The organism is Lacunisphaera limnophila, from assembly GCF_001746835.1.
In the GTDB taxonomy this organism is placed as follows: domain Bacteria; phylum Verrucomicrobiota; class Verrucomicrobiia; order Opitutales; family Opitutaceae; genus Lacunisphaera; species Lacunisphaera limnophila.
Map to the genome: position 1 here is coordinate 3,493,122 of NZ_CP016094.1, position 18,977 is coordinate 3,512,098.

Genomic DNA, 18,977 nt, shown 5'->3' on the forward strand with positions numbered 1-18,977 from the left:
CCCCGCCATGGACCTGACCTTGGAACCGGCGGCGCTCACGATCTGCCAACTGCCGGCTGACGCCGACCTGCCGGAGTGGCTCACGCCCGGACGCGGGTTCCTTTCGATCACCCGCACCGGTGAGGAACTCTCAATCGTCTGCGCGGCTGAACTCGTCCCCGCCGCCGTCCGGCAGCAACCGGGCTGGCAGGCCTTCAAGATCGCCGGTCCACTCGATTTTGCCCTTACCGGCATCCTCGCTTCCGTGCTGGGACCGTTGGCTCGCGCCGGTGTCAGCATTTTCACCGTCTCCACCTTTGACACGGACTATGTGCTCGTCCCCGCGTCCCGGTTGCCGGAGGCCATCCGCGCCCTCACCGCCGCGGGACACACGATCGCCCGGTCCTGAACATTCTATGGCCGCCACCCTCACCTTGGTCCGTCGCCTTGCCCTCGCCCTCCCCGAGGTCACCGAACGCCTCTGCCACGGGACGCCCACCTTCTACGTGCGCAAGAAACTCATGCTGCGGATGTGGGAGGACGGAGAGACGCTCGTCTGCAAGCTGCCGATGGAACTCCGGGACACCCTGATCGACGAGGCCCCCGATGTCTTCTCGACCACCGACCACTACCGGGACTATCCCACGGTATTGATCAACCTGAATGCCGTTAGCCCATCCGTCCTGGCCACCCGCATAACCGCCGCTTGGCGCGAAGTCGCCCCGGCGAAGCTTGTCGCCCAGCACCCGACGCTCTCAACCTGAAGCCATGCCCCGCGTAATCTCTCGCCTCCCGTCCGCCCGGCGCTGCCTCGCCCTCGCATGAAATCCATAGATCCCCTGCACGGCGTGACCCTTGAGGCCATCCTCACCCAACTCGTGGCCCACTACGGATGGCCCGAACTCGGGCAGCGCATCCGGATCCGCTGTTTCAATTTCGACGCGAGCATCCCCTCGAGCCTCAAATTCCTCCGCCGTACGCCCTGGGCGCGCCAGCAGGTCGAGGATCTCTACCGGGATTACGTCCGGCAGACCGCACCTCAGGTTCGCCCGCCGGATTCCGGCACCCCGGCGCCGGAGGCTTGATCCCGCCCTGATGCGCCCGCGAGCTAACCTCCAGCGTGCCGCGATCAAACGTCCGCACCGCTATGCCTGGCTCTGGGAGCCGCTCGAGACCGACGCGACCTTTGTGCTGCGCTCCATGTTCGGCACCAAGACCGCCTACCTCGACGGGAAGATCATGCTCTGTTTCAGCGCGGGCGAGGAACCCTGGCGCGGCCTGCTCGTCTGCACGGACCGCGAGCGCCAACCCGGCCTCATCGCCGAGTTCCCCGAACTCGTCCCGCATGCCATTCTCCCCAAGTGGCTCTACCTGCCCGAGGCCTCGGACCGTTTCGAGGCCGTGGCCGCCCGGCTGGTCCGGCTCGCCCGCTCGCGGGATCCCCGGCTCGGGGTCATACCCAAGCCCAAACGAAAACGTCCGTCCCGGGTCAGGCCCTGACCTCGATCGGGCCGCCAAGTTCGAGGGCCTTGCCCCCAAGGCGCTGGCTCAACGCCGTCCGCGATCCGGACGCCCGCCTTCAGGCGGCGGTGACCGCCGGCCGGCCGTGGCATCCGAGTCAGTCCGTGAATCCGAAGGCGTGTAGGTCGGGGCCGGCTCCGGGCGCGGCGTCGGCGGCGGGGCCGATGGCTTGAACGAGGAAGCCGGCGAAGGACGCGAGACCGGAGCCGCCGTGCGCGCCTCCTGGGACGGCCGGTTGGGCGAAGAATTGACCGGTGCGTAGGTCCGCTCCCGCACGTTGGCGGGGCGCGGGTTGCTCATTCCGGCTTCACGCTCCACGCGCTGCGGACGCGGCGGCGCATCTTCCGGCCGGACGCCCATCTCGCGGATCCGGCTCGGCTTGAAGGCACCCGGGCTGGCCGCCGTGGCGCCGCTGGTCGTGACCGGCTGACGCGGAGCAAAACCCGGGGCGTTGCTAGGATCGGGTTGCGCGACCGGAACGGCGGGAGGATTGTAACGGGTGCGCGTGCGCGGACGGGATTCCAAACGGGGCGTGACGATACTGTCGGTCACCCGCCCATCAAAGGCCGGCGACCGGTTCGTATCGCGCTGCCGGACCACATTCGCGGGGACGAAGGACGGCTTCAGCGCCCCGGACGGACGGGCCTCGTTACGCGGCGGCGGGTCGCGGTCATCATCCTTGTCGGGCCGGCCGCCATTGTTGCCATGATGCCCGCCGTGGCCCGGATAGGGCCGCCGCGAATAGGGGTAAGGGCGGCCATAGCCATAATAGGGATAGTCGTAATACTGGAACGACAGCCGGCTGTAGCCGTAACCCGGAAACGGATAGGTGTCGTACGCGAAGGTGGAATAATACGGATCGTAGTAGCTGTAACCCGAGTAGGAGGACACCTGGCTGTAGCGCACCGTCGCCGGTTCCTTCGTGTAACGCACCACGACCCACTCGCCCTCTTTCACGCCGTCTTCCTCCCCGAGATAGATCTTCACGTAGTAATCCCCGTTCTCGGTGATCCCCTCGGAGTCGAGGTAATCGCTCACCTTCTTCTGCAGGTGGAGCATCTCCCGGGTGGTCAGCGTCCGCTTGGTGGACGTTTCCACGACCTCGAAATCCCGGGCGGAACGCACCCGCTGGCCGGTCCGCGACGACTCGCTGACGCAGCCGCTCACGAAGGCGGCGAGGCCGAGGGCGATGATCAACGTTCCGAAGCGGGCGGTGCTTTTCATGGGGTGATGGGGGTAAAACTCCCACCGTGGGACAAGCTACGCGGTTGCCTGTTCCGCGCAAGGGGACGACGACCGATCAGGCGGCGTATTTTCACTTCGCATTGCGACCACCGGGGACCATCCCGGCATACTCCGGATCCCTTCTGCCTGGGCCGGTAGATCGGCTAGCGCGTGGCCAGCGTCTGCGGGGTGGCTGCCTGCACGATCACAGACTCCTGGTTCGGCCGGGCGCGCTGCCCACTCCGGGATGGCACCGTGGCACAACCGGCCAGCAAGGTGACGACGCCGAGGACCAGGACCAACATTTTGAGCGGTGACAGGTTCTTCATAGGGATAGGCAGACCATAGGTAACCTTCCCGCTGACGCGCAAGCCGGTCGCGGCAGATTTGGCATGTATTTTCACGCCGCTTTGTGGCTACCTGAAGCCTTTCCCGTCCATGCCTCCCGATCTCAACGCCGTTCGCACCTACCTCCTCAGCTTGCAGGACTCGATCTGCTCGGCCTTGGAGCAGGTGGATGGCACCGGCCGCTTCCATGAGGACAGCTGGACCCGCGCCGAGGGCGGCGGCGGCCGCTCCCGCGTCCTGACTGAGGGCGCCGTGTTCGAGAAAGCCGGGGTCGGCTTCTCCCATGTTTCCGGCGCCACCCTGCCCCCCTCCGCCACGGCCACCCGTCCCGAACTGGCCGGCAAGCCCTTCCACGCCCTCGGCGTGTCCCTGGTCATCCACCCGCGCAACCCCTACGTGCCGACCAGCCACATGAACGTGCGCTTCTTCTGCGCCGGCGCCGGCCTTGATACTTGGCCTTTGAAACTTGATACTTCCGGCGCCGCGCCGGCGCCCGTCTGGTGGTTCGGCGGCGGCTTCGACCTGACCCCGTACTACGGTTTTGAGGAGGACGCCGTCCACTGGCACCGCACCGCCCGGGCCGCCACCGGGGCGCATTACCCGCGCTTCAAGAAGTGGTGCGACGACTACTTCTACCTGAAACACCGGGCCGAGCCGCGGGGCATCGGCGGGATCTTCTTCGACGATTTCAACGCGCCGGGCTTCGCCGCCAGTTTCGACCTCATGCGCGCCGTGGGTGACGCCTTCATCCCAGCCTACCGGCCCATCGTCGAGCGCCGCCAAGGCCTGGTCCACGGTCCGCGGGAACGCGATTTCCAGCTCTACCGCCGCGGGCGCTACGTGGAATTCAACCTCGTGTGGGACCGCGGCACCCACTTCGGCCTGCAAAGCGGCGGCCGCACCGAATCCATCCTGATGTCCCTGCCCCCGCTGGTCGCCTGGCGCTACGACTGGAAACCCGAACCCGGCTCCCCCGAGGCGAAACTGCACGATGTCTTCCTCCAACCGCGTGATTGGGCCGGCGAACAGTAAGAATTCAACCGTCCCAAGTAGCCACGACACTACCCTGCACGCAGTCTCGCCGCCCGAACCATTTTCATCCTTACTGCCGACCTCCACCTTTCCATGACTTCCCGCGAACGCTTCCTTGCCGCCTGCGCCTGCCAGCCCCTCGACCGCCCCCCGGTCTGGATCATGCGCCAGGCCGGTCGCTACCTGCCTGAATACCGCGCCCTCAAGGCCAAGTCCTCGTTCCTCGAGATGGTCCGGACCCCGGAACTCGCCGCCGAGGTCACCCTTCAGCCGCTCCGCCGCTTCGCCCTCGATGCCGCGATCATCTTCTCCGACATCCTCGTCATCCCCGAGGCCATGGGCCAGGGCTACAAGTTCCGGGACGCGGGTGGGATCGAGATGGATTTCCGCCTCGATACCCGGGCCCAGCTCGACCGGCTCGATCCGGTGGGCGTCCCCTTCCACCTCGAGTACGTCGGCAAGGCCCTCGCCCGCGTGAAGGCCGAACTGAAAGGCGAGAAGGCCCTGCTCGGCTTCGGCGGTTCCCCCTGGACCCTCGCCACCTACATGGTCGAGGGCGGCAGCTCCGACGACTACCTCCGCATCAAGCAGCTGTTCTACACCGACCGTCCCTTCTTCGACGCGCTGATGAACAAGCTCACCGCGGCCCTGATCGAGTATTTCAAGCTGCAGATCGCAAGCGGCGCCGACGCCATCCAGCTCTTCGACTCCTGGGGCGGCATTATCGCCGGCCCGGATTACGAGGCCGCCTCCCTGCGCTGGATGCGCGACATTATCGCCGCCCTGCCCAAGGATTTCCCGGTCATCCTCTACGCCAAGGGTGCCTCCTCCCAGCTCACCGACATGGCCTTCAGCGGCGCCCGCGTGCTGGGCGTGGACTGGACCGTCGACCTCGGCGTCACCCGCCGCCTCGTGCCGGCCAACATCGCCCTGCAGGGCAACCTGGACCCCGTGCTCATGAACACGACGCCCGAGATCGTCCGCACGGAGGTCACCCGCTTGCTTGAAACCATGCGTGGCTCCCCGGGCCACATCTTCAATCTCGGCCACGGCATCATGCCTCAGGCCAAGATCGAGTGCATGGAGACCCTGGTTGAGACGGTCACCTCGTGGAAATGAGGGTGGTCGCCCTTCCGACAGAAGCGGGGCCGGTCCCTTCTCAGGCCACTCCCGGGCGAATTCTCGCCAAGATTTGCGCAGCCGGCCCGCGTGGCCTAGGCTATCCTCTCACCGATGACTGCACGTAAATCCACGCACGTCGCCATCGTCGGCGCCGGTATCACAGGCCTGACCGCGGCCCTCCGTTTGCATGAGCAGGGCCACCGCGTCACGGTCTTCGAACGCGGGCCGCAGCCCGGCGGCTCCATCCGCTCGACCTCCGAGGAGGGCTGGCTCTACGAGGCCGGCCCCAACTCCCTGCAATACGGTCCCGAGGTGAAGCAGTTGGTCACTACTCTCGGCCTCGAGGCCGAGCTCACCCCCGCCGCTCCCCAGGCCAAGCGCCGGTTCCTCGTCCGCGACGGCCGTTTCGTGGCCGTGCCCTCCTCGCCGCCGGCCCTGATCAAGTCGAAGCTCTTCGGGGCGCGCACCAAGTTCTCCCTGCTGGGCGAACTCTTCACCCGGCCGCGGATCCGGACCGCTGACCTCAGCCTCGCGGAACTCGTCCGCTCCCACTTCACCCAGGAACTGGTCGACTACGCCGTCAATCCGCTGATCGCCGGCATCTACGCCGGTGACCCCGAGAAACTCTCTGTCAGACACGCCTTCCCCGCCTTGTGGGCGGCCGAACGCTCCCACGGTTCGCTAATCCGCGGCATGATGGCCGGGGCCAAGGCCCGCAAGGCCACCGGCCAGTCCGGCGTGCCGCCCATCGTCTCCTTCCGCCGGGGCCTGCAGACCCTGACCGACGCCCTCGCCGCCCGTCTGCCCGCGGGTTCGGTCCTCACCGGCGCCACCGTCGAGACCCTTCTCCCCGGCCAGCCCCACCGCCTCGTCTGGCAGCAAAACGGCCAGTCGCAGTCCGGCGAATTCGACACCGTCGTCCTGGCGGCTCCCGCCACCGCCCTGTCGCAACTCACCGTCGGCTCCCTCGGCGAGCGCCCGCTGGCCACCTTGGAAAACATCCCGCACCCGCCGGTCAGTTCGCTCTTCCTGGGCTACCGCCGCGACCAGATTGCGCATCCGCTCGACGGCTTCGGCGGGCTCGTGCCGGCGGTGGAACGCCGCAACGTCCTCGGCATCCTCTTTTCCTCAACCCTGTTCCCGGGCCGCGCCCCGGAGGGCCATGTCGCCCTCACGATCTTCGTCGGCGGCATGCGCCAGCCCGATCACGCCCGGTTGGCTCCGGAGGCCCTGCTCCGTCTCATCGACCGCGACCTGCAGGATCTCGTCGGCGCCAAGGGTGCGCCCGTCTTCATGCGGCACACCCACTGGCCACGCGCCATCCCGCAGTACATCCCCGGCTTCGAGCGCTGGCTCGACCAGATGACCGCCCTCGAGGCCCGCCACCCCGGTCTGTTTATCGGGGGAAACGCCCGCGACGGCATTTCCGTCCCGGATTGCATCAAGAGCGGCACCCGGCTGGCCGAACGGGTCAGCCAAGGATAAAGACCGTCAAACGAGGTCAGGAAGGGGCCCACTTTCCTGTCTCTGGGCGCTTGCCCGTTGTTCCTTGGCTCAGTCCGGGGAGCCCTCCCCACTTGGCTCTTGATCCTTGGCCCCCCGGGAGTAGCTTCCGGCGCTTTTCTAGCCATGGCCCAAGACCTTAAAACCACTCTGCTGCTGCCCAAGACCGATTTCCCCATGCGGGCGGATCTCGTCAAGCGCGAGCCCGGCCGGGTCGCCCACTGGGAAAAGCTCGGGCTCTACGCCAAGATCCAGGCCAAGCACGCCGCCCAGCCCTCCTTCGTCCTCCACGACGGCCCGCCGTTCACCAACGGCGATGTCCACATCGGCACCGCCCTCAACAAGTCCCTCAAGGACTTCGTGAACCGCTACAAGTCCATGCGCGGGTTCCGCACCCCTTACGTGCCCGGCTGGGACTGCCACGGCCTGCCCATCGAGCAGAAGGTCAGCCGCGAGATCAAGGACCAGAACCTCACCCTCACGACGGCCGAGATGCGTGCCCGCTGCGACGCTTTCTCCGAGTCCTGGATCGCGAAGCAGACCACCCAGTTCAAGCGCATCGGCGTCCTCGCCGACTGGGCGAACGAGTACAAGACCAAGGCGCCGGCCTTCGAGGCCGACATCCTGCGCACCTTCTCCGCCTTCGTCGAACAGGGCCTCGTCTACCGCAGCAAGAAACCGGTCTACTGGTCCATCCCCTTTGAGACCGCCCTCGCCGAGGCCGAAATCGAGTACAAGGATCACACCTCGATCGCCATCTGGGTGAAGTTCGCCGTCCCTGCCGCCGAGGCCGCGAAGTTCGGCCTGCCGGCCGACAAGCCCCTGTTCATCGTCATCTGGACAACCACCCCCTGGACGATCCCGGCCAACCTCGCGATCGCCCTCCACCCCGAGGTGGACTACGCCGTCGCCGACCTCGGCACCGAGCGGATCATCGTCGCCTCGGCCCTCCTCAGCTCGGTCGCCTCGTCCGCCAAGATCGAGCCCCAGCCCTCAGTCGTGCTGACCATCCCCGGCGCCAAGCTGGAAAAACTGCAGGCCCGCCACCCCTTCATCGACCGCGCCTCGCCCGTCGTTCTCGCCGATTACGTCACGACCGACAGCGGCACCGGTGCCGTCCACACGGCACCCGGCCACGGCGCCGAGGATTATCAGACCGGCCTGAAGAACGGCCTAGAGGTCTATTGCCCGGTCGGTGACGACGGCAAATACCTCGATGACGGTCGCGTGCCCGCCGACCTGGTCGGCCTGACCACCCTTGAGACGGTCGAGGACCTCGCCGCCAAGAAGCCTTCACCGGCCAACCTCGCCGTCCTGAAGAAGCTCGCCGAGGCCGGGGCTCTGCTCGCCAAGGCCAAGTACCAGCACAGCTACCCGCACTGCTGGCGCTCCAAGACCCCCATCATCTTCCGCGCCGTCGACCAGTGGTTCGTCTCCTTGGACAAGGCCGGCCACCGTCAGGTTGCCTTGGCCGAGATCACCAAGATCGCCGCCAACCAAGGCTGGATCCCCGCCTGGGGCGAGGCCCGCATTCGCGGCGCCGTCGAGTCGCGCCCGGATTGGTGCATCAGCCGCCAGCGCTCCTGGGGCGTGCCGATCATCGCTTTCTACGGTCCCGACAAGAAGGCCTGGCTCGACGCCGGGGTCATCCGGGCCGTCGCCGACAAGATCGCCACCCGTGGCACCAATTTCTGGTACGACTCCACCGCCGCCCAGATCCTCGAGGGCGTGCCCCTGCCGGCCGGCTGGCCCGCCTCCACCGATCTGACCTGTGGCCGCGACACCCTCGATGTGTGGATCGATTCCGGCTCCACCCAGGCCGCCGTCCTGAAACGCGGTCAGGGCGGCACGTCCTGGCCCGCCGACCTCTACCTGGAGGGCAGCGACCAGCACCGCGGCTGGTTCCAGTCCTCATTGTGGAACAGCGTCATCGCCTTCGGGGCGGCGCCGTACCGCGCCGTCCTCACCCACGGCTTCATCGTCGACAAGAACCGCCAGAAGATCTCCAAGAGCTCGACCTACCAGAAGCCCCAGACGGCCGACGCCTACATCGCGCAGCACGGCGCCGATGTGATCCGCCTGTGGATCGCCTCGCAGGACTTCCGTGACGACATCCCGGTCGACGACGAGATCCTCAAGAACGTGGGCGAGGCCTACCGGCTGTTCCGCAACACGATCCGCTTCCAGCTTTCGAACCTCTTCGACTTCGACGCCGCCACGCACGCCGTGCCCGTCGCCGCGATGGACGCCCTCGACCGCTGGGCCCTGCACCAGACGGCCCAGTTGATCAACGAGTGCACCAAGGCCTACGACGCCTACGAGTTCCACCGCGTCTACCAGCTCTGCAACCAGTTCTGCTCGGTCACCTTGTCGGCCGTCTACCACGACATCCTGAAGGACCGCCTCTACACCTTCGGGGCGGCCCACCCGCTGCGCCGCTCCTCCCAGACCGCGATTCACGCCATCTTTGACGCCCTGGTGAAGATCCTCGCCCCCTTCCTGACCTTCACGGCCGACGAGGCCTGGAGCTTCGCGAAGACGGGCAAGGAATACTCCGAGGACTCCATCCATCTGCAGGACTGGCCCGTCGCCCCGGCCGAGTGGACCAACTCCGCCCTCGCCGCCGACTTCGAGGAACTCTTCAAGTTGCGCGCCCGGTCCACCGAGACCCTCGAGCCCCTCCGCCAGGCTGGCACCATCGGCAAGTCGCTCGATGCCGTGATTACCTTCCAGGGTGGCGCCGCCGATGGCGTGCTGCACCGGCACCAGGCCTCGCTGCCTGAATTTTTCATTGTATCGCAGGTCGCGCTGGAACCCGGCGCGGTCGGCGAAGTCGGTATCGCGGCTCGTCACGCCTCCGCGGCGGGACTGGTCCGCTGCCCGCGCTGTTGGCGCTGGGTTTCGGAAATCGCCCCCACCGCTCACGGAGAAGTTTGCCCTCGTTGCGCGGAAGCCCTTAACTCCTAACTTAATTTACCGATTATGGCCACGAGCAAGAAACCCATCGCCAAGAAGAAGTCCGCAGCCTCCAAGCCCGCGCCGGCCAAGAAGCCCGCGGCCAAGCCTCCCGCGAAGTCCGTCGCCAAGCCTGTCCCGGCCAAACCGGCCCCGGCCAAATCCTCTCCCGTCAAGGCGCCCGCCGCCAAATCCACTCCCAAGCCCGTTCTCGTTTCCAAGCCCGTCGTCGCCGCCAAACCTGGCGTTGCCGCGAAGCCTGGTGCCAAGCCCCTTTCCAAAGTTCCCATGACCGCTGCTGACATCAAGCGCAAGCTGCTCGAGCGCAAGCCCGCCGGCACGCCCCGCGCCATTGCCTTCTCCCTGGACGAGGTCCGGGAGATCGCCCAGAAAAACGAAAAGCAGATCGAGACCACCGTTAAGTCGGACAAGTCAGGCAAGACCGCCGCCCAGACCAAGGCCCAGACTCTTGCCCAAGTCGAGAAGCCGCATAAGCCGAACCACGTGAAGACGGCCTCCCTGGCCGATATCCTCGGTTTCAACCCTACGAAGGGCAAGAAGGCCCCCGCCGCCATGATCGACGAGTCCGAGGTGCCGGAGAAATTCCGCCGCTACTACCGGCTGCTCCTCGAACTCCGCAGCCACGTCCTCACCCAGCTCGGCGAACACACCGAGGAGACCCTGCTCAAGTCCTCCAAGGATGACTCGGGCGACCTCTCCGGCTACGGCCAGCACATGGCGGACGCCGGCACCGACACCTTCGACCGCGACTTCGCCCTGAGCCTCGTATCCAGCGAGCAAGAGGCCCTCTCCGAAATCGAGGCCGCCATCAAGCGCGTCCACAACGGAACCTACGGCATCTGCGAGGCCACCCAGAAGCCCATCTCCAAGGAGCGCCTGATCGCCGTCCCCTTCACCCGCTACTCCACCGAGGCCAAGAAACAGGTCGAGCGCCACTCGCACCGCGCCATCCAGCGCGGCGGCCTATTCGGTGACGGCACGGAAGAGGAAGGCGGCAAGATCGCTGACGACAGCGGCGGCGACGACGAGTGATCGAATTCTCGATTTTCGTTCCTCCCCTCGCGATTGAAGCCTGAGTCCCAGTCACCGGGCGCAGCGACCGGCCCTGAGTCCGGCGCCCCCGTCCCGTCTGTCGTGGTGGCTCCCCGTTCCCGCCTGACGCGTTTCCTCGCTTATCGCCGGCTTTGGATCATGGGGGCCATCATCTTCGGCCTCGACCAGGTGACCAAGATCATGATCGCCGAGCGACTGCCCTTCGGCAGCTACGGCCGTCCGGCCCACATCGAGGTCGTCCCCGGCTTCTTTAACCTGGTTCATGTCGGCAACACCGGCGCCGCCTGGAGCATGTTCGCCGGCCAGAGTTTCGCCCTCGGTCTCCTCGCCCTCGCCACTTTGGGGGCCATGTTCTACTGGCGCCGCCACCTGGGCCTCGACCAACGCTCCGCCCAGCCGGCTTTTGGGCTCCTCTGCGGCGGCATCCTCGGCAACCTGGTGGACCGCTTCCTCCACGGTCACGTGATCGACTTCCTCGATTTTCACTTCGGCGGCTACACCTACCCCACCTTCAACGTCGCCGACAGCGCCATCTGCGTCGGCGTCTTCTGGTATATCCTCTGGTCGCTGCGGCAGCCGGCCCCGACGAAATAATTGTAGGGCGGGGTCGCCGAACCCCGCCGGCTCGGCAGGCGGCATTCGGCGATGCCGCCCTACAACATCGGTTGAGCGAAACTCACTCCACGTTCGCAATCTGCTCGCGCACGCGCTCCAGCTCGTTCTTGAACTCGATCACGCGCTGGGAAATCGCCAGGTCGTTGGCCTTGCTGCCGATCGTGTGGATCTCGCGGCCGATCTCCTGCAAAATGAACTCCGCCTTGCGGCCGATCTCGCCCTTGCCCCGGAGCAATTCCTTCAGCTGGGTCAGGTGGTGGCGCAGCCGGGTGATCTCCTCGGTGATGTCACTGCGGTCGGCAAAGAGCGCCACTTCCTTCAGGACGCGCTCGTCGTTAATGTCCAGCTCCAGCCCGGCCTGCCGCAACCGCTGCATCAGCTGCTCGCGATAGCCGCCGCTGATCTGCGGGGCCCGCTGGGCAATGGCCTCGGTCCAGCCGTGGAGTTTTTCCCAGCGGCCCAGAAAATCCACCAGCAGGGATTCGCCTTCGCTGGCCCGCATGGCGGACAGGCCGCGCAGGGCCTCGCCCAAGGTCTTCAGCAGGATGCCCGAAGCCTCATCATCAATCGGCAGGCCACCGGAACTCCGCTGGCTGTTGGCGATCTGCCAGAGCAGGTCCGCCGAAGGTTCAAACTTGATCCCCTTGCGCTTCGCCAAGCCCGCCAGCTGATCGAGGCAATCGGCCACCGCCGCCTCGTCCCAATCGCTGCCCCCGGCCGGCCGGCCCGTGACTTCCACGGCCACATGGACCTTGCCGCGCAGGGCGACCTTGCGCACCGCCTCGGCGACGGAGGCCTCGAAGCCCTCCCACTCGTCCGGCAGCTTCTGCGTCAGGTCCAGACCCTTCCGGTTCACCGAGTTCACCTGCACGGTGAGCGTATACTCACCCAGGGCGGCCGTGGCGCGGCCGTAGCCAGTCATACTGTTCATAGTTTAACGCCAAGGATCTTGGCCACCTGGTTGACGTCCTTGTCCCCGCGGCCGGAGAGATTGACGACGATCATCTTGTCCTTGCCGAGGGCCTTGGCCCGCTTGAGGCCGTGCACCAAGGCATGGGTCGACTCGAGGGCCGGGATGATGCCCTCCATGCGGGAGCAAAGCTGGAAGGCGTCCATCACCTCGTCGTCGGTCGCGTAGGCATAGTCGATCCGACCTTGGTCACGGTAATAGGCGTGTTCCGGGCCGATGGCCGCGTAATCGAGACCCGCCGACACCGAGTGGGTGAGTTCGATCTGGCCGTCGGGATTCTGGAGAATGTAGGTCTTGCTGCCCTGCAACACACCCAGCTTGCCGCCCTCAAAGCGCGCCGCGTGTTCGCCGCGCTTGATGCCATGGCCACCGGCTTCCACGCCGATCAACTTCACAGCCGGGTCATTCAGGAAGTCGAAGAAAACACCGATCGCGTTGCTGCCACCGCCCACGCAGGCGATGATCTCGTCCGGCAGGCGCTTCTCGCGGGCCAGGATCTGTTCCTTCAACTCCTGCCCGATCACCCGGTGAAAATCCCGGACCATCATCGGATACGGGTGCGCACCCAGGGCCGAGCCCAGGATGTAGTGGGTGCTGCGGACATTGGTCACCCAGTCACGCATGGCCTCGTTCACCGCATCCTTCAGTGTCTTCTGACCGGCCTCGACCGGGACCACCTTGGCGCCCATCAGGCGCATGCGGAAAACGTTCAGGGCCTGGCGCTCCATGTCCACGGCGCCCATGTAGACCGTGCAATCCAGACCGAACTTGGCGCACACGGCCGCGGTCGCGACGCCATGCTGACCGGCCCCGGTCTCGGCGATGATGCGCTTCTTGCCCATGCGCTGGGCGAGGATGGCCTGGCCCAAGGCGTTGTTGATCTTGTGCGCTCCGGTGTGGAGCAGGTCCTCGCGCTTGAAATAGATCTTCGCCCCGCCGCAGTGCTCGGTCAGGCGGCCGGCAAAATAAAGCTCGGTCGGGCGGCCCGCGAATTCCTTCAGGTGGTGCCGCAGTTCGCTGATGAAGGCCGGATCCTTGCTCGCCGCGGTGTAGGCCGCCGTCAGGTCTGACAGGGCCGTCATGAGCGTCTCCGGCACATAGACCCCGCCATAGGGGCCGAAATGGCCGGCGGCATCAGGGAGCTGCGTGGGGGCGGTCTTGGAAGCAACAGACATAGGGGACTGACAGCTCTAGGTGTGGCGGCTGGGAAGGCAAACGGGATTTAAGTCCGGACTACAGCCGCTTCACCGTCAGGAGCGTATAGTCATCCCTCAGCCCCGTTGAGCCGGTGAAGGTCTGTACCGCGTGGAAAACCGCGTCGTTGATCTGGCGGGCCGTGCCCTGATGGGCCGTCCGCATGGTGTCGGCCAGGCGGGCGCCCCCGAACTCCTTGTCGTCCGCGTTAGGCGCCTCGGTCAGTCCGTCAGTGTAGAGGAGCAGGGTCGAGCCGGGCAGGAAATCAACGGTCTGATCCTCGATCACCGTGTCGAAGAGGTCCGCGTCCACCAGACCCAGCGGCATGCCCTCGGACGCGAGGTATTCACTCACGAAACTATTCGCTCCGGACTGGTGCCGGGACAGGAGCGCCCGCTCATGCCCGGCCCGCGCCACCATGAGCCGGTTACCCGGCACATCCACCACGGCGTAGAGCATCGTGATGTAGGCCCCTTCCTTCATATCCCCGGACAAGGTGCGGTTCAATTCCGCCAGAACCTTGGCCGGCGAATGGTGCCCCGGGGCGATCTGACGCAGGGCGGTCCGGCAGATTGCCATCAAAAGCGAGGCCGATACTCCCTTCCCCGCCACATCGGCCACCGCGAGGCCCAGCCGGCCCTCCCCGAGTTCAAACACGTCATAGAGGTCACCACTGACCTTCTGGGCGGCGATATAGCGCGCATCCAGGTCCAGACCTGCCACGACCGGCATCCGGCGCGGCAGCAGCATCTGCTGGATCTCACTCGCCAGGCTCAGGTCCAGGTCGAGCCGCTGCTTGTCCACCTGCAGGGCGAGGAAGTCGGCGTTGTGCACCGCCAGACCCGCCTGCTCGGCCAGGGCCTCCACCAAGGAATAATCCGACTCGGTAAACGGCAATCCGTCAGCCGGGTTGCACACGCACAACACCCCGATCAGGCGCTTGCGGACCAGAATCGGCGCCGCGATGACCGAGCGCACGGCCAGCGCCTCGTCGTCGTGACGCACCATGCGGGGATCGGCCTCCGCCCGGGCGATCAGTTCGCCGCGCCCCGTGGCGGCCACCCGCCCCACCAGACCCTCGCCCACCGGGAATACCTCGGACTTGAGCACCTGCTCGATAAACTTGGCCCGCGTCCCAAGCTTCATCCGCTGGGTGTCGGGGATCGGCCGGTGCGGAGGAAACAAGCCTTCGACCGCCACGCCGCGCATCTGGTTGTCCGCGCCCTTTTCGAAAATACAGGCGCTCAGGGCCCCCGTGCTCAAAATCGATGCATGGACGATGCGCTGGAACAGCTCATCACGCGGCAGCCGCTCACCCACGGCATCCACCATGGTGTGCATGTAATCGATCACGATCTCGCGCTCCTCGCGCAGGATCTCGTTTTCCTCCTGCAACGTCGCCGCCTCGCGCTGCGCCCGCCAGTAGAAGGCGTAGACGATAGCGGCGCTCAGAAGCGCACCGAGGAGGAAAAGGGACATGGCGGGTGGAAGTCCTAAAAACGTGAGAATTGAATCCTGATTGGCAAATTACCGGGGCTTGCGATGCTGGCGCCCGGTCCGCGGGCTTCAGGATTCACCCACTATCGCCTCAACGCCCCCCGATCTGAGCGCGCAGAAACGTCAGCACATCCTGAAACTTTGCGGCGTTGTCGGCATCGGTTGCCACGAGGTTCTCGTGGGCTTCCAGCACCATCCGGGCGCTCTCCACCTCGCCGAGGGCCTTGGCGTCGAGGGCCTGGCCACCCTGCTCCGGGATCGAGACCTGGCCCGGGTCCACCACCGCGAGGCGGTGGAGGCCAAGGTTGCGGATCAACTCCAGGTTGCGCTCCCCGACCCGCACGAGGGTCAGCGAACCCGGGGGACTCAGGCGGCGCAGCTGGATCGCCGCTCCGGCCAAGACCCCGAGGAAGGTGCTGTCCATGCTGGCGCAGGCCTTGAAATCCACGGCAAAGCGCGTCTTCCCCTGCCCGATCATCGCGGTGAAGAAATCCTTCAGGGCCGCGCTGTTCAGGAACGAGGCCCGCCCGTCAATCCGCACCACCACCGGGTCGGCGTAGGCGTCGACCAGGAAGATGGGTTTGGTGGAATCGGCCATGGTGAGTGGAAGCTAGTCGAGGCCTGCAGTCGCGGGATATTAGTTCGCTGCGACGATCTGCCGGAGCACGTACGGCAGGATGCCGCCGTGCTGGTAGTAATCGATTTCGATCGGCGTATCGATGCGGCAACGCACCGCCACGTTCTCGACTGAGCCGTCCTTACGGGTGATCTTGAGCGTGAGGTCCTGCTGGGGCTTGATCGCGGCCGTGAGGCCCACGACGTCGTAGGTCTCGGAACCGTCCAGCTTCAGGGTCTGGGCGGTCGTGCCTTCCTTGAACTGGAGCGGCAGGACACCCATGCCCACCAGATTGGAACGGTGGATGCGCTCGAAACTCTGCGCCACGACGACCTTCACGCCGAGCAGGTTGGTGCCCTTGGCGGCCCAGTCACGGGACGAGCCCGTGCCGTATTCCTGGCCGGCGAGGATGATCAACGGAACCCCCTTGGACTGCCACGCCATGGAGGCGTCGTAGATCGAGGTCTCGGCGCCGTCGGGCCCGATCGTGTTGCCACCTTCCTTGCCGCCCAACATCAGGTTCTTGATGCGGACGTTGGCGAAGGTGCCACGGGTCATGATGCGGTCATTGCCACGGCGGGAACCGTAGGAATTGAAATCCTCAAAGGTGACACCGTTATCGAGGAGGAACTTGCCCGCGGGCGAACTCTTCTTGATGGCACCGGCCGGGGAGATGTGGTCGGTCGTGACGGAGTCACCGAAGATACCGAGCGCCTTGGCACCCTTGATCTCGGCGATGCTGCCCGGCTTCATGCCGAAACCGGTGAAGAACGGGGGCTCCTGGATGTAGGTGGACTTGGCGTCAAAGGCGTAGACGTTGCCCGTCGTGGACGGGATCTCGTTCCACTTCGGATTCTGCGCGGCGAAGTCCGTGTAGAGGCGACGGAACACCTCGGGCTTGAGGGCGGCGGCCATCTGGTCGCGGACCTCCTGCAGCGTGGGCCACAGGTCCTTCAGGTAGACATCAGCCCCGGCCTGGTCCCTGCCAATCGGCTCCTTCGACAGGTCGATGTCGACCCGGCCGGCGAGCGCAAAGGCCACGACCAGCGGAGGGGACATCAGGAAGTTGGCCTTGATGTTCTGGTGAACGCGGGCTTCGAAGTTACGGTTGCCGGAGAGGACGGACGCGGCGACGAGATCGTTCTTCACGACCGCTTCTTCGATCGGGGCCGAGAGCGGGCCGGAGTTACCGATACAGGTCGTGCAGCCGTAGCCGACGGTCTGGAAGCCCAGTTTGTCGAGGTACGGGGTGAGGCCGGTCTTATCGAGGTAGTCGGTCACGACACGGGAACCGGGGGCGAGCGACGACTTCACGAGCGGGTTCACCTTCAGGCCCTTCTCGACGGCCTTCTTGGCCACGAGACCGGCGGCGAGCATGACGCTCGGGTTCGAGGTGTTCGTGCAACTGGTGATCGCGGCGATCAGGACGGAGCCGTGGCCGACCTTCTGGCCGTCCACCTGGGCGCTCACGGTCGTGAACTCCTCGGCCTTCTTGCCAAAGCCCGCCTCGGTGACCGGCTTGGAGAAGGAGGAAACGAAATCACGCTTGAGGTTCTGGAGCTCGATGCGGTCCTGCGGACGCTTCGGGCCGGCGACACTCGGAACGACGGTGCCCAGGTCGAGCTCGACGACCTGCGAGTAGTCGATCTCACCTTTCTGCGGGATGCCCCACAGTTTCTGGGCCTTGTAGTAGGCCTCGTAGGTGGCGACGTGCTTCTCGTCGCGCCCGGTGGCGCGGAGGTAGGAGGAGCACTCGGCGTCGATCGGGAAGAAGCCCATGGTCGCGCCATACTCGGGCGCCATGTTGGCGATCGTGGCGCGGTCGACGACCGGCAGGGCCGCGGCGCCGGGGCCGAAGAATTCGACAAACTTGCCGACGACCTTCGTCTTGCGCATCAGCTGCGTGACGGTGAGGGCTAGATCGGTGGCGGTGACGCCTTCCTTGAGGGCACCGGTCAGGTACACACCCACGACATCCGGCGTGAGGAAATAGACCGGCTGACCCAGCATACCGGCCTCAGCCTCGATGCCGCCCACGCCCCAGCCCACGATGCCGATACCGTTGATCATCGTCGTGTGGGAATCGGTGCCGACTAGCGTGTCGGGATAATAGACCTCGCCCTGGTTCAGGACGCCCTTCGCCAGGTACTCCAGGTTGACCTGGTGCACGATGCCGATACCCGGGGGCACGACCTTGAAGGTGTCGAAGGCCTGCATACCCCACTTCAGGAACTGATAGCGCTCGCAGTTGCGGGTGAACTCGAGGTCGAGGTTCTTCTGCATGGCCTCGGAGGAGCCGGCGAAGTCAACCTGCACAGAGTGATCGACCACGAGATCCACGGGCACGAGCGGCTCGATGATCTTCGGGTTCTTCCCCATCTTGGCCACGGCGGAGCGCATGGCAGCCAGATCCACGAGAAGCGGCACCCCGGTGAAATCCTGCAACACGATACGGGCGACCACGAACGGGATCTCGGCCGTGCGGGCCTCCGTCGGCTTCCAAGCCGCGAGTTCGCGGATATTGGACTCCATGACGCGCTTGCCATCGCAATTGCGCAGCACCGCCTCAAGGACGAGACGGATGCTCACCGGCAGGCGCGAGACCGGGAAACCGGCCTGCTCAAGTGCCGGCAACGAGTAGAATTTCTTGCCGCCCTCGAAGGTCTGGAGGGTGTTGAAGGGATTGGGGAGTGACATGGAAGGAAAAGAAAAGGAACTGGGCGAAGCGTGGAGACCTGGTGGGGCTTCGCCCTGACTTAGGGGGGATGGTGGATTATACGGTTCTTATAGGCTCAGGCTTTAGGTCTCTGAGTCCCAGTTTTACTTCGCCAGCACGGCCTTGATCGCGGCGAAGTTCGGGAGGTCCTTCGGCGTCGGGGTCTGCTCGGCGTAGGTGATGACGCCATCGGCGCCGACCACGAAGGCGGCACGGGCGGAGGTGTCACCCACCCCAGCCAGCATCGGGAAGAGGACGTCGTAGGCCTTGGTGACCGTCTTGTTGAGGTCGGAAAGGAGGGTAATCTTGATGGCGTTCGCCTTGGCCCAGGCCTCCTGCGCGAAGGGGCTGTCGACACTGATCGCGAGGACGGTGGCGCCCAGCTTCTCGTAGTCGCCCAGACCAGCGGTCTGGTCACACATTTCCTGGGTGCACACGCCGGTGTAAGCCAGGGGGAAGAACAGGACCACGACCTTCTTGCCAGCGTAGTCGCTCAGCTTGACGTCCTTGAGACCGTCCGCGGTCTTCGACTTGAGGGTGAAATCAGGGGCTTTGGAGCCGACAGCGATAGGCATGGGAGTGAGGATGTGAGGGTTAGGGAACGTTTGTGG

General features: G+C 65.7%; 17 protein-coding genes. 10 read left to right on the top strand and 7 right to left on the bottom strand.

Annotation, left to right across the window (positions count from 1 at the left end; genetic code table 11):
• The first annotated feature begins 7 nt into the window (after positions 1-7).
• The 4 genes from Verru16B_RS14610 to Verru16B_RS14625 are packed head-to-tail and all read left to right on the top strand — an operon-like array spanning position 8 to position 1,479.
• The gene (locus Verru16B_RS14610) at positions 8-388 is read left to right on the top strand and encodes an ACT domain-containing protein (RefSeq protein ID WP_069962969.1); all 381 of its coding nucleotides are present in this window, start codon (positions 8-10) and stop codon (positions 386-388) included.
• A 7-nt stretch (positions 389-395) separates the two neighbouring features.
• The gene (locus tag Verru16B_RS14615; RefSeq protein WP_069962970.1) at positions 396-743 is read left to right on the top strand and encodes an MmcQ/YjbR family DNA-binding protein; all 348 of its coding nucleotides are present in this window, start codon (positions 396-398) and stop codon (positions 741-743) included.
• A 57-nt stretch (positions 744-800) separates the two neighbouring features.
• Entirely contained in the window at positions 801-1,064 is a 264-nt protein-coding gene (locus Verru16B_RS14620; RefSeq protein ID WP_069962971.1) for a VF530 family protein, read from the top strand.
• Positions 1,065-1,074: 10 nt separating this feature from the next.
• Positions 1,075-1,479 (top strand): hypothetical protein, encoded by a 405-nt coding sequence (locus Verru16B_RS14625; protein WP_069962972.1) that lies wholly within the window; start codon positions 1,075-1,077, stop codon positions 1,477-1,479.
• Positions 1,480-1,527: 48 nt separating this feature from the next.
• Here Verru16B_RS14625 and Verru16B_RS14630 read toward each other — a convergent pair whose 3' ends face one another.
• Complete coding sequence (locus Verru16B_RS14630; RefSeq protein ID WP_069962973.1) at positions 1,528-2,724, bottom strand: hypothetical protein; 1,197 nt, start codon at positions 2,722-2,724, stop codon at positions 1,528-1,530.
• A gap of 438 nt (positions 2,725-3,162) precedes the next feature.
• On the opposite strand from Verru16B_RS14630, the gene hemF reads away from it, so the two are divergent.
• The 6 genes from hemF (at position 3,163) to lspA (ending at position 11,352) form a co-directional block, all read left to right on the top strand.
• On the top strand, positions 3,163-4,104 hold the full coding sequence (hemF, locus tag Verru16B_RS14635; RefSeq protein WP_069962974.1) for an oxygen-dependent coproporphyrinogen oxidase: 942 nt from the start codon (positions 3,163-3,165) through the stop codon (positions 4,102-4,104).
• 93 nt (positions 4,105-4,197) lie between these two features.
• Entirely contained in the window at positions 4,198-5,223 is a 1,026-nt protein-coding gene (gene hemE / locus Verru16B_RS14640; RefSeq protein ID WP_069962975.1) for a uroporphyrinogen decarboxylase, read from the top strand.
• Between the two features lie 114 nt (positions 5,224-5,337).
• Positions 5,338-6,711, top strand: a complete 1,374-nt coding sequence (hemG, locus tag Verru16B_RS14645; protein ID WP_069962976.1) for a protoporphyrinogen oxidase — start codon at positions 5,338-5,340, stop codon at positions 6,709-6,711.
• Between the two features lie 144 nt (positions 6,712-6,855).
• Positions 6,856-9,696 (top strand): isoleucine--tRNA ligase, encoded by a 2,841-nt coding sequence (gene ileS / locus Verru16B_RS14650; protein ID WP_069962977.1) that lies wholly within the window; start codon positions 6,856-6,858, stop codon positions 9,694-9,696.
• 15 nt (positions 9,697-9,711) lie between these two features.
• Positions 9,712-10,737, top strand: coding sequence for a TraR/DksA family transcriptional regulator (locus tag Verru16B_RS14655; protein ID WP_069962978.1), 1,026 nt, complete (start codon positions 9,712-9,714; stop codon positions 10,735-10,737).
• Positions 10,738-10,842: 105 nt separating this feature from the next.
• Positions 10,843-11,352, top strand: coding sequence for a signal peptidase II (lspA, locus tag Verru16B_RS14660; protein WP_237023429.1), 510 nt, complete (start codon positions 10,843-10,845; stop codon positions 11,350-11,352).
• An 82-nt stretch (positions 11,353-11,434) separates the two neighbouring features.
• Here lspA and Verru16B_RS14665 read toward each other — a convergent pair whose 3' ends face one another.
• The 6 genes from Verru16B_RS14665 to Verru16B_RS14690 all read right to left on the bottom strand — a co-directional run bounded on the left by Verru16B_RS14665 (position 11,435) and on the right by Verru16B_RS14690 (position 18,941).
• On the bottom strand, positions 11,435-12,304 hold the full coding sequence (locus Verru16B_RS14665; RefSeq protein WP_069962979.1) for a YicC/YloC family endoribonuclease: 870 nt from the start codon (positions 12,302-12,304) through the stop codon (positions 11,435-11,437).
• Positions 12,301-13,518 (bottom strand): tryptophan synthase subunit beta, encoded by a 1,218-nt coding sequence (trpB, locus tag Verru16B_RS14670; RefSeq protein ID WP_069962980.1) that lies wholly within the window; start codon positions 13,516-13,518, stop codon positions 12,301-12,303. Before trpB ends, Verru16B_RS14665 begins: the two co-directional genes overlap by 4 nt.
• A gap of 58 nt (positions 13,519-13,576) precedes the next feature.
• Positions 13,577-15,016 carry a PP2C family protein-serine/threonine phosphatase gene (locus Verru16B_RS14675; protein ID WP_069962981.1) on the bottom strand — a complete coding sequence of 480 codons (1,440 nt, stop codon included), beginning with the start codon at positions 15,014-15,016 and terminating at the stop codon, positions 13,577-13,579.
• Between the two features lie 109 nt (positions 15,017-15,125).
• The gene (locus Verru16B_RS14680) at positions 15,126-15,632 is read right to left on the bottom strand and encodes an STAS domain-containing protein (RefSeq protein WP_069962982.1); all 507 of its coding nucleotides are present in this window, start codon (positions 15,630-15,632) and stop codon (positions 15,126-15,128) included.
• A 39-nt stretch (positions 15,633-15,671) separates the two neighbouring features.
• The gene (gene acnA / locus Verru16B_RS14685) at positions 15,672-18,347 is read right to left on the bottom strand and encodes an aconitate hydratase AcnA (protein ID WP_069962983.1); all 2,676 of its coding nucleotides are present in this window, start codon (positions 18,345-18,347) and stop codon (positions 15,672-15,674) included.
• Positions 18,348-18,470: 123 nt separating this feature from the next.
• Positions 18,471-18,941, bottom strand: coding sequence for a redoxin domain-containing protein (locus Verru16B_RS14690; RefSeq protein WP_069962984.1), 471 nt, complete (start codon positions 18,939-18,941; stop codon positions 18,471-18,473).
• Positions 18,942-18,977 lie beyond the last annotated feature (36 nt).